Raw genomic sequence first — 16,049 nt, 5'->3', positions numbered from 1 at the left:
TTGTTTTAGCAAGTTTGTACAGCTACGTACTTTATTTGCACATTCTTCTGAACAGATACGCAGCGAAAAAATGCTTGACACAAAAAAAATTGATGCTGTATAGTGCCAACATTTAAGTATAATATTTACCGTGGTGTAATACTACACTACCTTTTTTTACTTCAACAAGTAATCATTATGATTTTTTCTCACTACCAAGTAGCTTACGTTCATTTCTATCTACCATAAAGCTAATGCTAGAATCCAGAAAAAAGACCAGTGAATGGCAGGCGCTAGCATTATACGTATACAGTTGTATGAACGTTGTTTACCATAAGGGCAACATCTCAGCACTGGGATCCATGTTGTAAATAAGCGTTTGAGTTATAATAAGCTGCCATTCACCGGTCTTGTTTCTGAATGCAGTTTACATGATAACAAAAAGGTACTGAGATGAAAGATTACCTTCAAATTACAATACTATTCTAATTACTCCTTTAAAGGAGGCTATTATCTCACTTGCTGATATCGCTCACCGTGTTAACGAACTCGCTTCATCATGAGAGCAATTTAAATTAATAAATGATCGCAAACTAAAAGAAATCAAAAGCAAAGGACCTGCAACGATCGAGCAGCTATGCAAGATAAATAGTAATATTGACAATTGCAAAGAGCGCTTAGATTTTATTGAAACCTCAGCTCAACGCCCAGAGATTAGCACAGATTTTAATACAGGTGATAAATATTTTTCTGATTATATTCGCAAAGGAATGGAAAACAGGTTATCACATAAAACCCTAAGTGAAGATGACAATGATATTGGAGGGTATTTAGTTATTCCTCATATTGTAAAACGCATAAACAAGCGTGTAACTGATTCATCTCCAATGCGGCAGATATATTCCAATCAAAGAATCTCTACTAAAACGCTGGATTATATTATAGAAGATTGTGACCGTTCTGGTGCAGGTTGGAGTAGTGAAGTAGCATACGACGAAGATGGTAGCTATAAATCCAAGTATGATTTTGCATAAGACACAAGTACACCTAAAATTCAAAAGATTTCCATCACAACTTATGAGCTCTATGCTCAGCCGCAAATATCACAAAATTGCTCGATGATGCATTTGTCAATGTTGAAAATTGACTTGTAGAAAAGGTTGTCTAAAATTTCAGTAAGAAGGAGAACTAAGCCTTTATTAAAGGTGATGGCACTTTTTAGCCTAAAGGAATTTTAACTTACGAAAATGGAAATGGTCATAATAAGATAGAGCAAATTAAAGCTGATAAGCTAGACATCGACGCTATAATGATATTGTACTACTCTCTAAATGAACATTACTCTAAAATTCATCTTTTTGATGAACAGGAGTACGTTAAAGGACGTGATGCTACTAAAATCTGAAACAGGTCAGTATCTTTGGCAGCCGAGTTTATCACTTGAAACACCAGATACTTTAATGGTAATACCAGTATATCAATCTGCTGATATGCCACCTACAATGATTGCAGTACGGATTTTAAACAAGCTTATAAGATCGTAGATAATAGAGAAATGAGAACTACTTAGAGACCCTTATACAAACAAACCTTATGTTAGATTTTTTGTCACTAAGCATGTTGACGGGGAGGTTGTCAACACCAGTGCTATTAAATTGTTGAAAATTGCGAGCAAGTACTTTCATTTTTATGAAATAATTGACATATTATACTTTTTATATAATAATTAAATTATTATTAATTTAAAGAGTAAAATATGTTAAAAAAAATAAAAGAGTCTTTTAAGTGGATTGCAGGAAGAATTACATCAGTCTGGAACAGCATTAAAAACTTGTGGTCTGGTCAATCGGATCAAAAGATCCTAACAAGAAAAGATATGATGACGAAACTAATAAATGTTAAAGCCAATTTTTCTTTTGCTATTGTAGAAGATAATAGTAAGCGGTTAGTAATCCATATAAGGGACAAGGACATACTAGAATCTCTGGATTGGAGAAATATTAATTATGAAGATCAATCAAAATATCGTGTATGTGTCAAACGTGACAAAGGTATATTCAAAATTACTTACAGCGTACTTATTGCCGTAAACAATAATTTTGTATCCTTTATAGTGAACTCGTTAGAAGATGGTAAAACTTCGTTTTATGAGTTAGAAGGAATGAAAAAGATGTTGGGTTTAAATAGTAATCGTGAAGTTATTTATAATAGTTTAGACTTGATCTGACAGATTAATAAAGAATGAATTAAAGAAAAAAGGAATTCTAATATCTGCTAGTGGTATAAGGTCAATATGGCAAAGAAACGATCTCGAAAATTTTAAAAAGAGATTGAAAGCCCTGGAAGCAAAGGTGGTCCAAGACGGTATAATTTTAACAGAGGAGCAAGTTGCTGCTTTAGAAAAAAACTAAGGAACAAAAAGAAGCCAATGTTAGAAACAACACCCTGGATACTTAGGTAATCAAGATGCCTATTATGTAGGCAATATCAAAGGTATTGGAAGAATTTATCAACAAACTTTTATTGACACCTACTCTATAGTGGCCTTCGCTAAGCTTTATACGGAGAAAACTGCTATCACAGCTGCAGATCTTCTCAATGATAGAGTTATACCATTTTTTGATAAACAGAAAGTTCCATTGCTACGCATTTTAACTGATCTTGGTACATAGTATTGTGGTAAACTAGGGAATCATGCGTACCTGTTATGTTTGAGAGTAGAAAATATTGATCATTCTAGAACCAAAGCTTATTCTCCACAGACTAATGGTATATGTGAAAGGTTTCATAGAACTATGCAAGATGAATGTTACAATATTATCTTTAGGAAAAAGATTTATAGTACTTTGGAGGAGCTTCAATTAGATGTCGATCATTGGTTGCATTCTTATAACAGAGATAGACCTCATTCCAGTAAGTATTGCTATTCCTATGCAGACCTTTTTTGATAGTATTCATATTGCTTACCAAAAAAAAATATTGATAACATTAAAATAGATTCTGATGTCGGTTTTGACTTCTTCGATTCTTCTGTCAGGTCAAGTCTAAACTGTTACAGGTACTAATTGCTTTGTAAGTTCTAGCAACCACAACTTTGGTTTTAGTATTTCTTCTTGTGTTATACTCATATCTGACACTTCTTTAAAATTTATTTATATTTTTATCTTACTTTATTGATCTGTCAGATCAAGTCTAAACTATTACACAAGATAGTAGTTTACAGAAAGCAAAAGGACTTGAACATAGCAATACTCATACATCATCACTTCCAGTAACTCCTGGAACATCCAGTACACCTACACTACCATCTCCATTGCCACAAGGTGCTTTTTCACCACCATCTCCTCCTTCAGCTCCAGGTGGAATTAATTCATTAAAAAAGACCAATTGTTCTGATAAGCCTGGTGCTGAAGTTAGTAATAACGATAATCAATCGGATGATAGAAATGATTTGTTGGAACAAATAAAAAAGAAGGATTTTACGTTGAGAAAAGTTTCCGATCAGAATAAAAATGATAAAAAGCTAAGTAATAACGAAAATACAAATTTGATAAAGAACGCATTTGAGAATTTGCATAATTCTTCTATGCTAGAAGTAACTAAATCCTTAGATAGCGAAAGTGATGACAAAGATGATGATCAAAATCGTACATATGATAGTGAGTGGGAAGATTCAACACCTTCAACTCCGCAATCAGAAGGTAAGCCACTGGTACCGCCTAAGACTGCTGGTTTACAAACGAAATCTGAAGCTTCTCCTGGAGTACAAACAAATAATGTTGACCAAGTGAATAGTGAGGTGCAAAAACCATCTTCTTTTGTTATTCATAAGGTTAATCCATAAGGTTAATCTTTTTGGTGGAAAAGCAGACCCATGTCAACTTAAAAGTGTCACAGATCGAGGTAAGAGCAGTAGTGCACCCTTCTGAAATAAGTTTACCTATGAGTCTAATTGTATTAAGATTACTTAGTACAATCAGATTTATCAAATGCGCTTATCTCAATATTACCTGCCAACTTTAAAAGAAACCCCTGCTGGTGCTGAAATTATTTCTCATCAATATTTGTTACGTGCGGGCTTAATCAAGCAGACAGCATCTGGAATTTATTCTTGGTTACCTCTTGGCCTTTTGGTGCTTAAAAATATTGAAAATATTATCAGAGATGAAATTGGTGCTATTGAAGTGTTGATGCCTTGTGTGCAGCCAGCAAGTCTTTGGCAAGAGTCAGGACGTTACGATGATTACGGCAAAGAAATGCTGCGTATTAAAGACAGGCATGAAAGCGATATGCTTTTTGGTCCAACACATGAAGAAGTGGTAACTGATTTGATTAGAAATACAGTAAAAAGTTACAAAGATTTGCCACTTTGTTTATATCAAATTCAGTGGAAGTTTCGTGACGAAGTAAGACCTCGTTATGGCGTTATGAGAGGTAGGGAATTTCTGATGAAGGATGCATACAGTTTTGATGTAGATTACGAAGGTGCACTGAATTCATATAATTTGATGTATAAAACTTACATAAAAATCTTCAAACGCATGGGACTTACTCCAATTGGAGTGAGGGCAAATACAGGACCAATTGGAGGAAATTTAAGTCATGAATTCCATATATTGGCAAGCACAGGTGAGAGCACTTTATATTATGACAATAAATTTTCTGAACTGCTAGAGAGTGAAGATATTGAAAGACTGAAGACCATATATGTAGTTGCAGATGATATGCATGATCCTAAAATTTGTCCTATACCGCAAGAACAGTTAAATGTTAGCAAGGGTATTGAAATAGGGCATATTTTTTATATTGGTGATAAATATTCAAAACCTATGAAGGCAAGTGTTACTTCTCAAGATGGAAAAAATGTTAACATACATATGGGTTCATATGGCATTGGAGTTTCAAGGCTTGTTGGCGCAATAATAGAAGCTTTCCATGATGATAAAGGAATTATCTGGCCAGAGGAAGTGGCTCCTTTTAAAGTTGGTTTGATCAGTTTACAAACGAAAGTAACAGAGGCTGCAGATAAAATATACAAAGCTTTGAAAAGCGATGAAGTGCTTTATGATGATACGGACGAAAGTGTAGGAGTGAAATTTGCCAGAATGGATCTGATAGGCTTGCCGTGGCAAATAATTCTTGGAAAGAAAGCAGTAACTTCAAATATAGTTGAAGTAAAAAATAGGGCAACTGGAGAGGTAAAGGAAATACAAGTTGAAGAAGCAATAAATCGTTTTAGCGCAAAATGATATACGGTATTGGTACTGACATAGTATATATACCCAGGATATTGAGAATATCACAAAAATACGGAGAGAAATTTCTCAATAAAGTCTATACTAAGAAGGAGATAGAGATAAGCAAAAAACATAATAGCCAAGAAGTAAGAGCAAAATATTTTGCTAAACGCTTTGCTGCAAAGGAAGCTTTTGTTAAAGCGCTAGGCACTGGATTCAGCCAAGGAATTATAATGAAAGATATAGAAATATACAGTAATATCAGGGGAAAACCCCATCTTGTTATGACAAAGGATTTCATCTCGAAAGACTACAAGATACACCTTTCTCTAAGTGATGATCAAGATTATGCTACTGCGTTTGTTGTAATTTGCGTTGAATAGATATTGTTTATTACATACGATTTCAAAATTTTTTTTAAAAATTATACTTTGACCTACACAGATCGACCTTTTTGTGAATCCTGGTTTCTGCTTTCTTCAACTTGTTTTGCAAAAGACGTCTCTTGTGTGTTCATATGTTGAAGTGGTTTAGCAATTTCGCGCATAACAGCAGCAACTGCAGTTAAAAATGCCTTGAACAATCCACCTAAAACTCCACCAACTGCTTCTCTACCATACATACGAGCTTGCTTTTCATTGTCATCAGCAGTTTCCCCTGCCCTCCTTCTTGGATCCATTCTATGAGCAATAACTGAAAACAACACCCCCTTAATTGAAGATTTCACTCGTGCTTTTGCCTTCTGAACATCCCCATCACTTACTACTTCATGTTTTTCCCTACTATTCATTAGCTCCTTTTGTTGTTGAAAACTTAAGATCTCTTCCATCAGTTGTTTCTTTCTCTTTTCCAGAACTCTTTTCTTGGACTCTGATTTATCGCTAGTGTGTTTTGTGGTTTCAAGTTCTACATCAATATCCTCAGATGCTGCTTGGCTATATAAGGTTTCTATGAGCCTATCTATACTTCGCTTTACTTGCATAGTCCTTTCGTAGCTATCTAAATTATCAACTCCTTCATCAATTTGACTTAAAATATCCTCTAAAGGTTTTAAATACTCTTTGCACTGCTCTTCAAGCTGATTTTCATTCTTCAAATTCCTTTCTCTTCTGTCATCGCTATTCTCTTCAACATTATCATCAACTTCTTCGAAAAGATCCTCATCGTTCATAATTTTTTTAATGTATTCCCACTTATTGTTATTGTATATGAAAAAATTAAATTAACACTAATGAAAAGTGTTCACAACTTCAGCACTAACTAAAACTACAGTAAAGTTGTCAAAAGTGGCAGGATCATAATATCTCTCATATAATTCAACCGAACACCTGAGTTTTATCTTCTCCTTAACATTAAAACTAATCCCATAATCACTATTAGAGTTTAACATTGCAGAATTACGCAATAATTCATCAGCCAATACTGAATTTAAAATGCCATTGATTTTTATTGTAATCTTTCTACTTCCAGCACAATCAAGCACTTTTCTACAGCCAAAAGAGGAAATATCTTTCATCTCTTCTTTGTTATTACGCAAAGTAAACCTTAAGTTTCGTATATTATTCAGCACAACAAAATTATTGTCATGACCTTTAATTTTTAGCTGTAATTTGCCCATCGCTACCTCCCTGTATTATAATATCAAAATTAATTGTTGAATATAAAACTTCATCATGCTGATTTATAGCACAATTACTTTCCAAAATGGTCTCACTACTAATGCTCTTTACCACCAAGCTAACATGCTTTATAGCAGCAAGCATACCAGCTTATATGATAAGTATATATGTCGCATGAAAATCTTACTTTTGTAGCAAAGTTAGATAGCATATGCAGGTTAATATAATTTACTATGCGCAATCTCAAATAAGGAATAGTAACCTGCTTAGGCAGGTAATCATACATGTTAGCAACATATTTTTTTAAATCAGAATTTGCTTTTAATTCTGCATAAATACTATTATACAACTCATTTATAATTTGAATTTTTCCATCTCACAGATACGGTTACGAAGATTGCAATTTGTAGGTACAACAGATGGTGTCATCCCGTGCCCAGACACTGGTTAACTTTATAATGATGTCATCCCAGTGCTCAGACACTGGGATGACATCGAATGGGATACTCGGATGACACCATCTGTTGTATCTGCTATTGAATGAAAAACAGGAGCTACAAAACAACCTTTTGTTCGCGAAATGGAGAATACACCTTCTTCACTTCAGATAAATGGCTACTTACTTCTGATTCACGATTTTTATAGAGAGCAGAAACATGCTGCATAATACCTAGCTTTATTTGCTCAGGAACACTATCATAACCAGCTTCATATACAACGTCAGCTCTTATTATGCTCAAATAATTGAAAATTCAATATAGCTTCCTATATCACGAAAATAATAACTAAGTTTTTTATTCTTATCAGTAGCCAATATTATTTTATTCACAGGACATAGCTTAAATAGATTCTACGAGATATATAACCTTCATATGAAACTTGCCACGTTTACTTTACTAGAGACTTTTCCATATGCCACTGAGCATAATCATTTGCCATAAAAATAAAACTTGAAATCAACTTATCATCTTGATCATTTTCAATTCGTAAAAAAGATTTAACCTCTCCTAAAGTTACTGGAAAGGATTTAGGCTTAGACTTACGTTGTATGTTTATGATTGGATACTTTAGTCTTGTTGACATAACAACCCTCCTTTTATATATATAGCTAAAATAAGTAAGACTTATCCATAAAAAATCTTACTTATTTTAGTTATCACTTAATATTAAAGTGCAGCAGCAACTCTATCGTACAAGTATATTGAGAAGAAAACGTATTAACGCTGTTTCTCATTTTTATTGATCAGGTTTACTAAGCCGAATTTTAGTAGATTGACATTCTGAGAATGAGTGTTATTGAAAGTGGAGTTTATTTCTTTCGCAAGTAGACTGCAAAATTTCTGCACACTTTCACATGCGATATTTTCAAGTTGGTGTGCAAACTTATCTTGAGCTACAGCTGATATGTCTTCTACTTTCTCATTGAACTCTTCTAGCTTTTTTTTTCCTTACCTTGAAAATTTTTCGCAAAAGTTTTCATATTAATTGGCCTCAACTATTCTTGTAATTATAATGACAATAAAAAGACTACCTAAATAAAAAATTAGCACTACAATACTGCAAACAACAGCAGCACACCAAATAGGTTAACTTTATAGTGTAAATTCAAGTGTGTCATTCAAGTAGCCCTTTTTTTTCTCATCCCAGTGCCCAGACAGTGAGATCCAGGAACCAGCGTCACGCTCTGGAATGACACCCTCTGTATAAACATTAATAAATTTACCAAAAAAAAGGCAAAAGCGTTAGCCAGTTGTTACTCTCTAATCCTAAAAATTGGCGTTCTATACTGTATTTAAACATTTTATGAGCCCGGTTCAGCTTATATTAGGTAAAAACCTAGAAATTATTGTGAGGACACAAAGTGCACATAGCGCATTTATAAGAGGCCAACTGTATAATACTCTTGTCGTTTAATCTGCATAGATTGAAGGCAATAAAATTGCTTCAACTTTATGGTAAGGAAGCTGAAAAGTTTGTCAAGTAGTTTTCTTATCTTTTACAGCCATAATTTACATGCTACAATAAAATTTTCATAAATAGTGAATAAAAATGCAAAGAGATAAAATTAAAGTAGAAATAAAAAAGTTATTATATGGCGAAAGCCTACCTCTTCCCTGTTATGCAACTATGCAGAGTGCTGGTATGGATCTTTATGCTGCATTGGACGACTCTGTTATTTTAAATCCACTTGAAAGGTTACTTATTCCAACTGGCATTGTAATTGCAATACCAAACGGTTTTGAAGGGCAAGTTCGCCCACGTTCTGGACTGGCTGCAAAACATGGAATCACTGTCTTAAATTCTCCGGGTACTATAGACTCCGATTATCGAGGTGAAGTTAAAGTTTGCCTAATCAATCTAAGTAATCAACCATATGAAATAAAAAGAGGAGATAGAATCGCACAAATCCTCATTACTCCTGTATCTCAAGTAATTTGGGATGACAGAGAAGAATTCTATACAGAAGAAACCGTCCGCAATGAAGGGGGCTTTGGCTCAAGCGGTAGGTAGTTCATTTTTTAAGAGGAAATTATGTCAATTTTAAAAAACCACTGTCACAAAACGAACATTGCACTTGTAGCGCTTACTTCTCTGTATGTTATAGGCAAAGCAGCAGTACTTTCAACACCTTATTGAGTGTCTTCAACTTCGCTTTTAGTGCCACTTGCAGTTTTTGCAGCTGCACCACTTGGAATAAGTGTTTTAGCATTTGCTGCTGTTGCACTGGTTAGTTTAGCAATATATTCCATCATCAAAAACAATAAAATATCTGAGCCTAAAACTCCGAACATTGTTATGAGAAGTAATAAAGGAGATCTATTTTTGAAAGTAAAAAATGAAGATTTTGGGTATATCAAAAAACACAACCAAAATAAGAATCAAGATGGCAGTGTTATCCTCGATGAGGATCTTATAGATTTTAGCTTAGAAAGTAGAAGATGAACAAAAGTTAAAAACATTAGGTTTAGGCTTTGAAGAAAATGGTCCTAAAAAACTCATTATTAGACTTGTGCCAAGCTCAATTATTAGATCACCAGGAATTGAGCAACAAAAGGAAGAAAGATCATTATCCAACTAAGTATAAAAGTGGTAGACTAAATAAGTCTGCCCTTCATTTTTTAGTGTTAGTTATTTAAGCTTATTATAGAAGCTGTCTCAAAGTATCCGTTCAAGTGGTGTCATCCCAGTGCTTGACACTGGGATCCAGTTTTCTTGATAAATTTACCAAAAGTGTTTCATTCTATAACGCAAAATCCATATTTACCAAACCGAATGCATTACTTGCAATCTCGATTCCAGTGTCAAGCACTGGGATGACAGAAAAAGGAGCACTGCTATCATATAGGATAACACCATTTATTTCTATAGATGTCTTTTCTATCTTATTTTGCCATCCTACTGAACGAATACCTTACGAGAAGTTACTAAGGATTTTTATTTAGTCTGACTGCATCCTTTACCTTATCTAACAACCCATTAATAAAGCCAATTTTGTTTGGAGCATCAAGTAAATCAGATGCAATGTTAGTATATTCATTAATAACAATTGGTGCTGGTGTATCAAAATCAATTAACTCACATACTGCAATACGCAAAATAGATAAGCTTATAAGATTTAATCGTGAAAGTGACCAGCTTGGGTGTAAATAAGACTCTATTATTTTATCATATTCTTCACTGCTTTTTATAACCTTACATAACAAGTTTTCTAAGAACTGGTGTTCAAATTCTTCACATTCAAATATATCTTTCAACGTACTTATGTAGTCCTTAAGCTCACAATTTTCCAATTTAAAAGTGCTTTTGTTGTAACTTACAAAAATATCTGAATAAGCAATTTGTACAGCAAGAAATCTTGCCGTACTTCTTTTTATGCGCCACTTTTTATCTACTGGTTTTTCCTCCATTATTTTAATTTATTGTGTAGATCTATCATATGCAAAACAGTTGAGGCTGCATGGCCACCAACATTCTTTTTATTTTTGTCAGCTCTAATTAGTGCTTTATCTTTTCTGTCAGTGGTAATTACGCCCATACCAAGGGGTATTCCATAATGCATAATAACTTCATTTAAGCCTTTTATTATTCCTTTACAAACATATTTATAATGATCAGTTTCACCTCGAATCACGCACCCAAGAGCTAAATAACCGTCATAATTAGCATTCTTGCTTTTTACTGCAAAGAGAATTGTAGCTGGTATCTCAAATGCACCAGGAACTTCAATTATGTCATAGCTTGCATGACTTTCTTTTAATCTATCAACTACACCTTCAAGCAAAAGTTTCGCTATTTCAGTGTGGTAAATTGAATTAACTATTAGTATTTTCGACATTCATCCCCATTTTTCTTGTTAAAAGCAACTTTATCAATGATTGTTGAACCAGAGTTATAATATTACTAAATATCCAATATATTACCAGGCCAGCAGGAAAAGAAGAAAAAATAAAGACAGAAATGTAAGGTAAAAACTTCATAATATTTACTTGAATATCATCTTTACTGGTTTGATCTTTCTCACTTAGCTTCTGTTGAATTATCATGGTAGCGCCGAAAATTATAGGTAAAATGCCTATAGAAATAGGAAAGTTATAATTAAACAACCCAAATAATGTAAAAATGTTTGTTGGATCAGAAGCTGAAAGATCCTTAATCCACAAATAAAAAGGGGCGTGTCTCATCTCTATAGTAACAAATAATACTTTATACAGAGCAAAAAATACTGGTATTTGTATGAGCATAGGGAAAATGCTCGACATTGGATTTACATTATTTCTCTTGAACAACGCAATTGTCTCTTTGTGCTGCTTTAAGCTGTCATTTTTGTACAACTCTTTTATACGAGTTAATTCAGGCTGCAGGCTTTTCACCTTGAACATCGAAATATATGATCTATTAGATAAGGGAAGCATCAAAAGTTTGATTACTAAAGTTAACAATAATATTGCCAAGCCAAAATTTTTCAAAACAAAGTTAAAATATTCAAGCAGTAAAAACACCGGCTTGGTTATAAAATAAAGAACACCAAAATCTACAGCCTTATCAAACAAAGGTATATTGAGAGTGTCTTTATAAGAATCAAGTAAATTCAATTTCTTTGCCCCAGCAAAAAAGTAGTTCAGAGTAGAAGCACTTGTACCAGGGAGTACGTGTATGTAAGGTCTAACAAAATCTGCTTGAAACTTATCAATGTTATTAACATTCGTGTGTTTAATGCTCACATTTATTTTATCTGATTTCTCAGGTATGATGGCTGTAAGCCAGTATTTATCAGCAAAACCAAACCAATTTTTTCCACTCGTGCTTGCCTTTATTAAACGCTTCTTAGAAATACCCTTATATGTCCACTCCTCTAGCTTATTGTTAAATGCACCTAGTACTCCTTCATGTGATATCCAATAGGATTCGTTAATGTTATCACGTTTACGATTGATTTTACCATAGGGAACCAAAACCACATTACCTTTTGTATTGTTTTCAATAATTTGCTCAACTTTAAACATGTAGTTATCGTCAAGGATAATTTTCATTCTAAATAAAATGCCATTTTCATTATCCCAAAATAAATTGACCTCTTTTTGATTGAGTTTATCCGCTTGCCATACTGTTTTAGAATCTGGAACTTTAATTTTTTCACTCGGATCGAGCCACCCAAATTCTGCGAAATATACATCTTTTGATTCTGCAGGTGACAGTAACACCACTTGTGGAGAAGAAGAACTCGGTTCTAAGTGGTAGTTAGCTAAGATTAAGTCATCAAACCTTGCACCTTTCAGATAAATTGATCCTTCAAGCATGCTATTGGTTAAATTAACTCTCTGTTCTCTAGTAGAATTAATAATTTCAGAACGATTTTGGTATACCACAGGAGCAAGGTCGTTAGAAGATTCGATATGTTCAATATTTTCAACCGATGGTTGGCTTTGACTCGTGTTAAGAAAATTATCATAAATAATATACCATAATACTATAATCAATATAGAAAGAATTATTGCTAAAATTAAATTTTTTGCTTCTGACATGAAATTAAATCGAACACAGCTCCTTAAACAATATATTAAATATTGTACTAAAACAATAAAATTTACCTATTTTTAATAATAGCTTTTAACGCTAATCTTAAAAATTCACTCTTATGGCTTCAAATTTTCATAATATGAATGCAGCAAAAAATCTAGTTATTTGGCTACTGATAATAGTCATTACTGCAATGTTTATTGATTCACAAGGGGATAAACTAAGCAATAGGTTTCTAAGCACTTTTCTACCGTACAAAGGAAGGGTTCAAAATGGCGGAAGTATTGAATTTACAAAGTCATACGATGGACACTTTTATATTCAAGCTCAAGTCAATGATCGTAATATAACGTTTTTGCTTGATACCGGAGCAACTGATATTGTTCTATCACAAAAAGATGCGTTACATGCTGGTATTAACTTACAAAACATTCAAGACTTTAAAATATATGAAACTGCAAAAGGTCAAATAAAAGCTGGAGTAGTTCAAATACCTCAAGTTAAAATAGGAAATTTTTTAATTAATGATGTGCACGCTAGTGTTAATACTCACTCTATGTCCCATTCATTACTTGGTATGAGCTTTTTGAGATATTTTCATTTCACTATTAGGGATAACAAGCTAATATTATATCGTAGTTAAACGTTCTATACTCTACTTATCAACGCTCTGCAGGTCAATATAGGAGCAGAGATAAATATTGCGGAACAGGTTCCGATTGCAATGCCAAAAGAAATGATTAAGCAGAAGTCTCTGACCATACCTGTACAAATTAGCACTAATGGAAGAGCGGCAAGAAGAGTAGTACCTGAAGTTAACATAGTGCGAAATAGCGTCGAATTAATGCTGGCATCAACTACTTCATCTATTTTTGTATTTTTTCCACTTTTTTGATACTCTCGAATTCGATCATATATAACCACTGAGTTATTGATTGAGTAGCCAATCACGGTAAGGAGAGCTGCAACTGATGAAATATTAAACTCAATACTCGTTAAACTGATAAAGCCAAGAGTTAAAATCACATCATGGATCAGTGCTATTATTCCACCAAGTCCACACTGCCAGTTAAATCTAAGCCAAACATAAAAAAATATTCCAATAATTGCAGTTAACATGGCTGATATCCCCTCAAATATCTGCGTTGAGCCTATTTGTGGACCAACATAATCTATTTTGCGATAAGTTACTAAATTACCTAATTTGCTCTCTAATATACTTTTAACCTTTTTAATTTTATCTTCATCTTCCTCATCTTTAAACCGCACAACTAAGTTATCACCAGCTTTTGAACTCTGTATCGTAAATCCACTCTCTTTTAATATACTGAGAATAGCATCATCCTTGCTTGAAGATTGTATCTCTATCAAAATTCCACCTGTAAAGTCTATACCCAAATTCATTCCACGCAGCATAAAAGCAAGCATTGAAAAAATGATAAGAATAACGCTAACAAGTGCTGTCAAATTTCTGTATTTACTAAATCTTATATCAAGATTATCTGGAATAAGTCTAATTGCCATACTTCCTACTTAAATTGTGATTTTATACACTTTTTAAGCAATCGACTAGCTATTTTCTCCTAACTTATATTGATAATGATCTTTGATTTACTTAATCTACTTGAAAAAGATATTTGATCAAAAAAAATGAAAACAGCTTGGTTGTCATTAATAAAGTGCTACTTAAACATCTTTTTTAATCGATTGATTTCATCAGCAAATTTTGGGTCGGTTCTTATGAAATTTTCCACTTGTTTGACTGCGTGTATAACAGTAGCATGATCTCTACCACCAAAATTTCTTCCAATATCTGGTAAACTTTTTTGCGTAAACTTCTTTGCAAAATACATAGCTATTTGTCTCGGCCTCGCAAGACTGCGAAGCCTTCTATTAGATTGCATATCTGCAACCTTTATATTGAAAAATTCAGCTATTTTTCTCTGTATTTCTTCTATTGTGATTGACCTATGATTTGACCTAAGAAGATCAATTAGGGTCTCACTAGCTGATTCTACTGTCATACTTCTTCCAATTAAAGAGGTATGAGCAACCTTATTTAATGCTCCTTCTAGTTCTCTTATATTGGATTTTATATTCCTTGCCAAAAATTCTAGGACATCCTTTGGAACATACATATTCATTCGTTCCACTTTCGCCTGCAATATACCAAGTCTTAATTCAAAAGTTGTTTCATTAATATCTGCAACTAGTCCCCAACCAAGTCGCGATTTTATTCTTTCTTCTACTCCATCGAGATCACTAGGAGACCTATCAGCTGATATAACCAATTGTTTATTTTGGTCTATCAACGCATTGAAAGTGTGAAAAAATTCTTCTTGTGTACTATCTTTACCACTGATAAATTGCACATCATCTACCATCAATACATCTACTGATCTAAATTGCTCTTTAAATAACATAATATCTTTGCTCCGCAGCGCTGTAATATATTGATACATAAATTTCTCTGCTGATAAATATACCACTTTTCTTTTTGCTGACAGAGAATTGACTATGTACCAAGCTATAGCATGCATTAAATGTGTTTTACCAAGTCCCACTCCACCATATAGAAATAGAGGGTTACTTCCTGATATTGGATCTATAGATTCCGCTACACGCTTTGCCGCTGTAAATGCTAACTCATTTGACTTTCCTACCACAAAATTATCAAAAGTGAATCTGGTATCTAGTGGTGAACCAAGATTATGATTATTTTCCTCTCTATTTTTTAGTATCGTATTAGAATTTGAATTTCTTTCTTCAATTAGTTGAATATCAATAGAACATACACTTTGATCTTCGCTTTGCCATAATAATAATATTTTCTCCATGTAGTGAACTGTAATCCACTCCTTTATAAATCTTGTTGGCACAGACAACAAAACTTCTCCATTTCTGTTACTGATAAATCTTAGTGAACTCAGCCAGCTGTTATATGTTGCTTCTCCATAGAGATTATGGAGATAATTTTGGATTTTTTCCCAAGTAACATTGTGGTCCGTTACTGTAATAATCCGATCAAAAAACATAGTAGAAGCCTTAGGGTTAGTCAAGTTCATATACCACACCAAGAAAGAACAACAATCAGAAAGATGCAAGATAATCAATAGCTTATTGCAAGATAAAAAGCTAACACTACTTAATACACACCTAAAATTATGTGGATTTTTTGACGAGTTGTAAAGAGTAT

19 protein-coding genes and 3 pseudogenes are annotated in these 16,049 nt (G+C 33.4%); 11 read left to right on the top strand and 11 right to left on the bottom strand.

Annotation, left to right across the window (positions count from 1 at the left end; genetic code table 11):
* Positions 1-557 precede the first annotated feature (557 nt).
* From wTpre_RS06140 to wTpre_RS00755, 7 genes and pseudogenes are all read left to right on the top strand, one after another.
* The gene (locus tag wTpre_RS06140) at positions 558-1,013 is read left to right on the top strand and encodes a phage major capsid protein (RefSeq protein ID WP_256359298.1); all 456 of its coding nucleotides are present in this window, start codon (positions 558-560) and stop codon (positions 1,011-1,013) included.
* Between the two features lie 297 nt (positions 1,014-1,310).
* Positions 1,311-1,709, top strand: a pseudogene (locus wTpre_RS06135) (phage major capsid protein).
* Between the two features lie 146 nt (positions 1,710-1,855).
* Entirely contained in the window at positions 1,856-2,206 is a 351-nt protein-coding gene (locus tag wTpre_RS00775) for a hypothetical protein (RefSeq protein ID WP_157055002.1), read from the top strand.
* Between the two features lie 13 nt (positions 2,207-2,219).
* A pseudogene (locus wTpre_RS00770) lies at positions 2,220-2,976 on the top strand (integrase core domain-containing protein); the annotation flags it as partial.
* A gap of 316 nt (positions 2,977-3,292) precedes the next feature.
* Positions 3,293-3,823: a hypothetical protein gene (locus wTpre_RS00765; protein ID WP_068651242.1), complete on the top strand. Its 531-nt coding sequence runs from the start codon at positions 3,293-3,295 to the stop codon at positions 3,821-3,823.
* Between the two features lie 145 nt (positions 3,824-3,968).
* A complete protein-coding gene (proS, locus tag wTpre_RS00760) occupies positions 3,969-5,228 on the top strand; it encodes a proline--tRNA ligase (RefSeq protein ID WP_068651240.1) in 1,260 nt (419 codons plus the stop codon).
* Positions 5,225-5,599 carry a holo-[acyl-carrier-protein] synthase gene (locus tag wTpre_RS00755; protein WP_068651238.1) on the top strand — a complete coding sequence of 125 codons (375 nt, stop codon included), beginning with the start codon at positions 5,225-5,227 and terminating at the stop codon, positions 5,597-5,599. The genes proS and wTpre_RS00755 overlap by 4 nt, the downstream gene beginning before the upstream one ends.
* A gap of 53 nt (positions 5,600-5,652) precedes the next feature.
* Here the strand turns inward: wTpre_RS00755 and wTpre_RS00750 are convergent, their stop codons facing one another.
* The 6 genes and pseudogenes from wTpre_RS00750 to wTpre_RS07355 form a co-directional block, all read right to left on the bottom strand.
* Positions 5,653-6,387, bottom strand: a complete 735-nt coding sequence (locus wTpre_RS00750; protein ID WP_068651236.1) for a hypothetical protein — start codon at positions 6,385-6,387, stop codon at positions 5,653-5,655.
* A gap of 57 nt (positions 6,388-6,444) precedes the next feature.
* Positions 6,445-6,834, bottom strand: a complete 390-nt coding sequence (locus tag wTpre_RS00745) for a hypothetical protein (RefSeq protein WP_068651233.1) — start codon at positions 6,832-6,834, stop codon at positions 6,445-6,447.
* Complete coding sequence (locus wTpre_RS06130; RefSeq protein WP_245609470.1) at positions 6,809-6,979, bottom strand: hypothetical protein; 171 nt, start codon at positions 6,977-6,979, stop codon at positions 6,809-6,811. The genes wTpre_RS00745 and wTpre_RS06130 overlap by 26 nt, the downstream gene beginning before the upstream one ends.
* 410 nt (positions 6,980-7,389) lie before the next feature.
* The gene (locus tag wTpre_RS06125) at positions 7,390-7,575 is read right to left on the bottom strand and encodes a head-tail connector protein (protein WP_157055001.1); all 186 of its coding nucleotides are present in this window, start codon (positions 7,573-7,575) and stop codon (positions 7,390-7,392) included.
* 148 nt (positions 7,576-7,723) lie between these two features.
* Positions 7,724-7,918, bottom strand: coding sequence for a head-tail connector protein (locus wTpre_RS06120; RefSeq protein WP_157055000.1), 195 nt, complete (start codon positions 7,916-7,918; stop codon positions 7,724-7,726).
* A 102-nt stretch (positions 7,919-8,020) separates the two neighbouring features.
* Positions 8,021-8,315 (bottom strand): annotated as a pseudogene (locus wTpre_RS07355) (hypothetical protein).
* A 569-nt stretch (positions 8,316-8,884) separates the two neighbouring features.
* On the opposite strand from wTpre_RS07355, the gene dut reads away from it, so the two are divergent.
* From dut to wTpre_RS05570, 3 genes are all read left to right on the top strand, one after another.
* Positions 8,885-9,346 carry a dUTP diphosphatase gene (dut, locus tag wTpre_RS00725; protein WP_068651231.1) on the top strand — a complete coding sequence of 154 codons (462 nt, stop codon included), beginning with the start codon at positions 8,885-8,887 and terminating at the stop codon, positions 9,344-9,346.
* A gap of 126 nt (positions 9,347-9,472) precedes the next feature.
* Entirely contained in the window at positions 9,473-9,778 is a 306-nt protein-coding gene (locus wTpre_RS06115) for a hypothetical protein (protein WP_068651229.1), read from the top strand.
* Positions 9,779-10,026: 248 nt separating this feature from the next.
* On the top strand, positions 10,027-10,278 hold the full coding sequence (locus tag wTpre_RS05570) for a hypothetical protein (protein ID WP_157054999.1): 252 nt from the start codon (positions 10,027-10,029) through the stop codon (positions 10,276-10,278).
* Here wTpre_RS05570 and nusB read toward each other — a convergent pair.
* The 3 genes from nusB to yidC are packed head-to-tail and all read right to left on the bottom strand — an operon-like array spanning position 10,261 to position 12,858.
* Positions 10,261-10,743, bottom strand: coding sequence for a transcription antitermination factor NusB (nusB, locus tag wTpre_RS00715; protein ID WP_068651227.1), 483 nt, complete (start codon positions 10,741-10,743; stop codon positions 10,261-10,263). The genes wTpre_RS05570 and nusB overlap by 18 nt on opposite strands.
* Positions 10,743-11,171 (bottom strand): 6,7-dimethyl-8-ribityllumazine synthase, encoded by a 429-nt coding sequence (locus tag wTpre_RS00710; RefSeq protein ID WP_068651225.1) that lies wholly within the window; start codon positions 11,169-11,171, stop codon positions 10,743-10,745. Before wTpre_RS00710 ends, nusB begins: the two co-directional genes overlap by 1 nt.
* Positions 11,149-12,858: a membrane protein insertase YidC gene (yidC, locus tag wTpre_RS00705; RefSeq protein ID WP_068651220.1), complete on the bottom strand. Its 1,710-nt coding sequence runs from the start codon at positions 12,856-12,858 to the stop codon at positions 11,149-11,151. The genes wTpre_RS00710 and yidC overlap by 23 nt, the downstream gene beginning before the upstream one ends.
* 113 nt (positions 12,859-12,971) lie before the next feature.
* On the opposite strand from yidC, the gene wTpre_RS00700 reads away from it, so the two are divergent.
* On the top strand, positions 12,972-13,496 hold the full coding sequence (locus tag wTpre_RS00700) for a TIGR02281 family clan AA aspartic protease (RefSeq protein WP_068651218.1): 525 nt from the start codon (positions 12,972-12,974) through the stop codon (positions 13,494-13,496).
* A 5-nt stretch (positions 13,497-13,501) separates the two neighbouring features.
* On the opposite strand, the gene secF is transcribed toward wTpre_RS00700, so the two are convergent.
* Both secF and dnaA read right to left on the bottom strand, forming a co-directional pair.
* Positions 13,502-14,377 carry a protein translocase subunit SecF gene (secF, locus tag wTpre_RS00695; protein WP_068651216.1) on the bottom strand — a complete coding sequence of 292 codons (876 nt, stop codon included), beginning with the start codon at positions 14,375-14,377 and terminating at the stop codon, positions 13,502-13,504.
* A gap of 158 nt (positions 14,378-14,535) precedes the next feature.
* Positions 14,536-15,918 (bottom strand): chromosomal replication initiator protein DnaA, encoded by a 1,383-nt coding sequence (dnaA, locus tag wTpre_RS00690; protein ID WP_068651214.1) that lies wholly within the window; start codon positions 15,916-15,918, stop codon positions 14,536-14,538.
* Positions 15,919-16,049: the final 131 nt, after the last annotated feature.

This window comes from Wolbachia endosymbiont of Trichogramma pretiosum (assembly GCF_001439985.1).
Classification (GTDB): Bacteria; Pseudomonadota; Alphaproteobacteria; order Rickettsiales; family Anaplasmataceae; genus Wolbachia.
The sequence above is the reverse complement of the archived record's forward strand: the minus strand, read 5'-3'. Positions and strand labels throughout refer to the sequence as shown.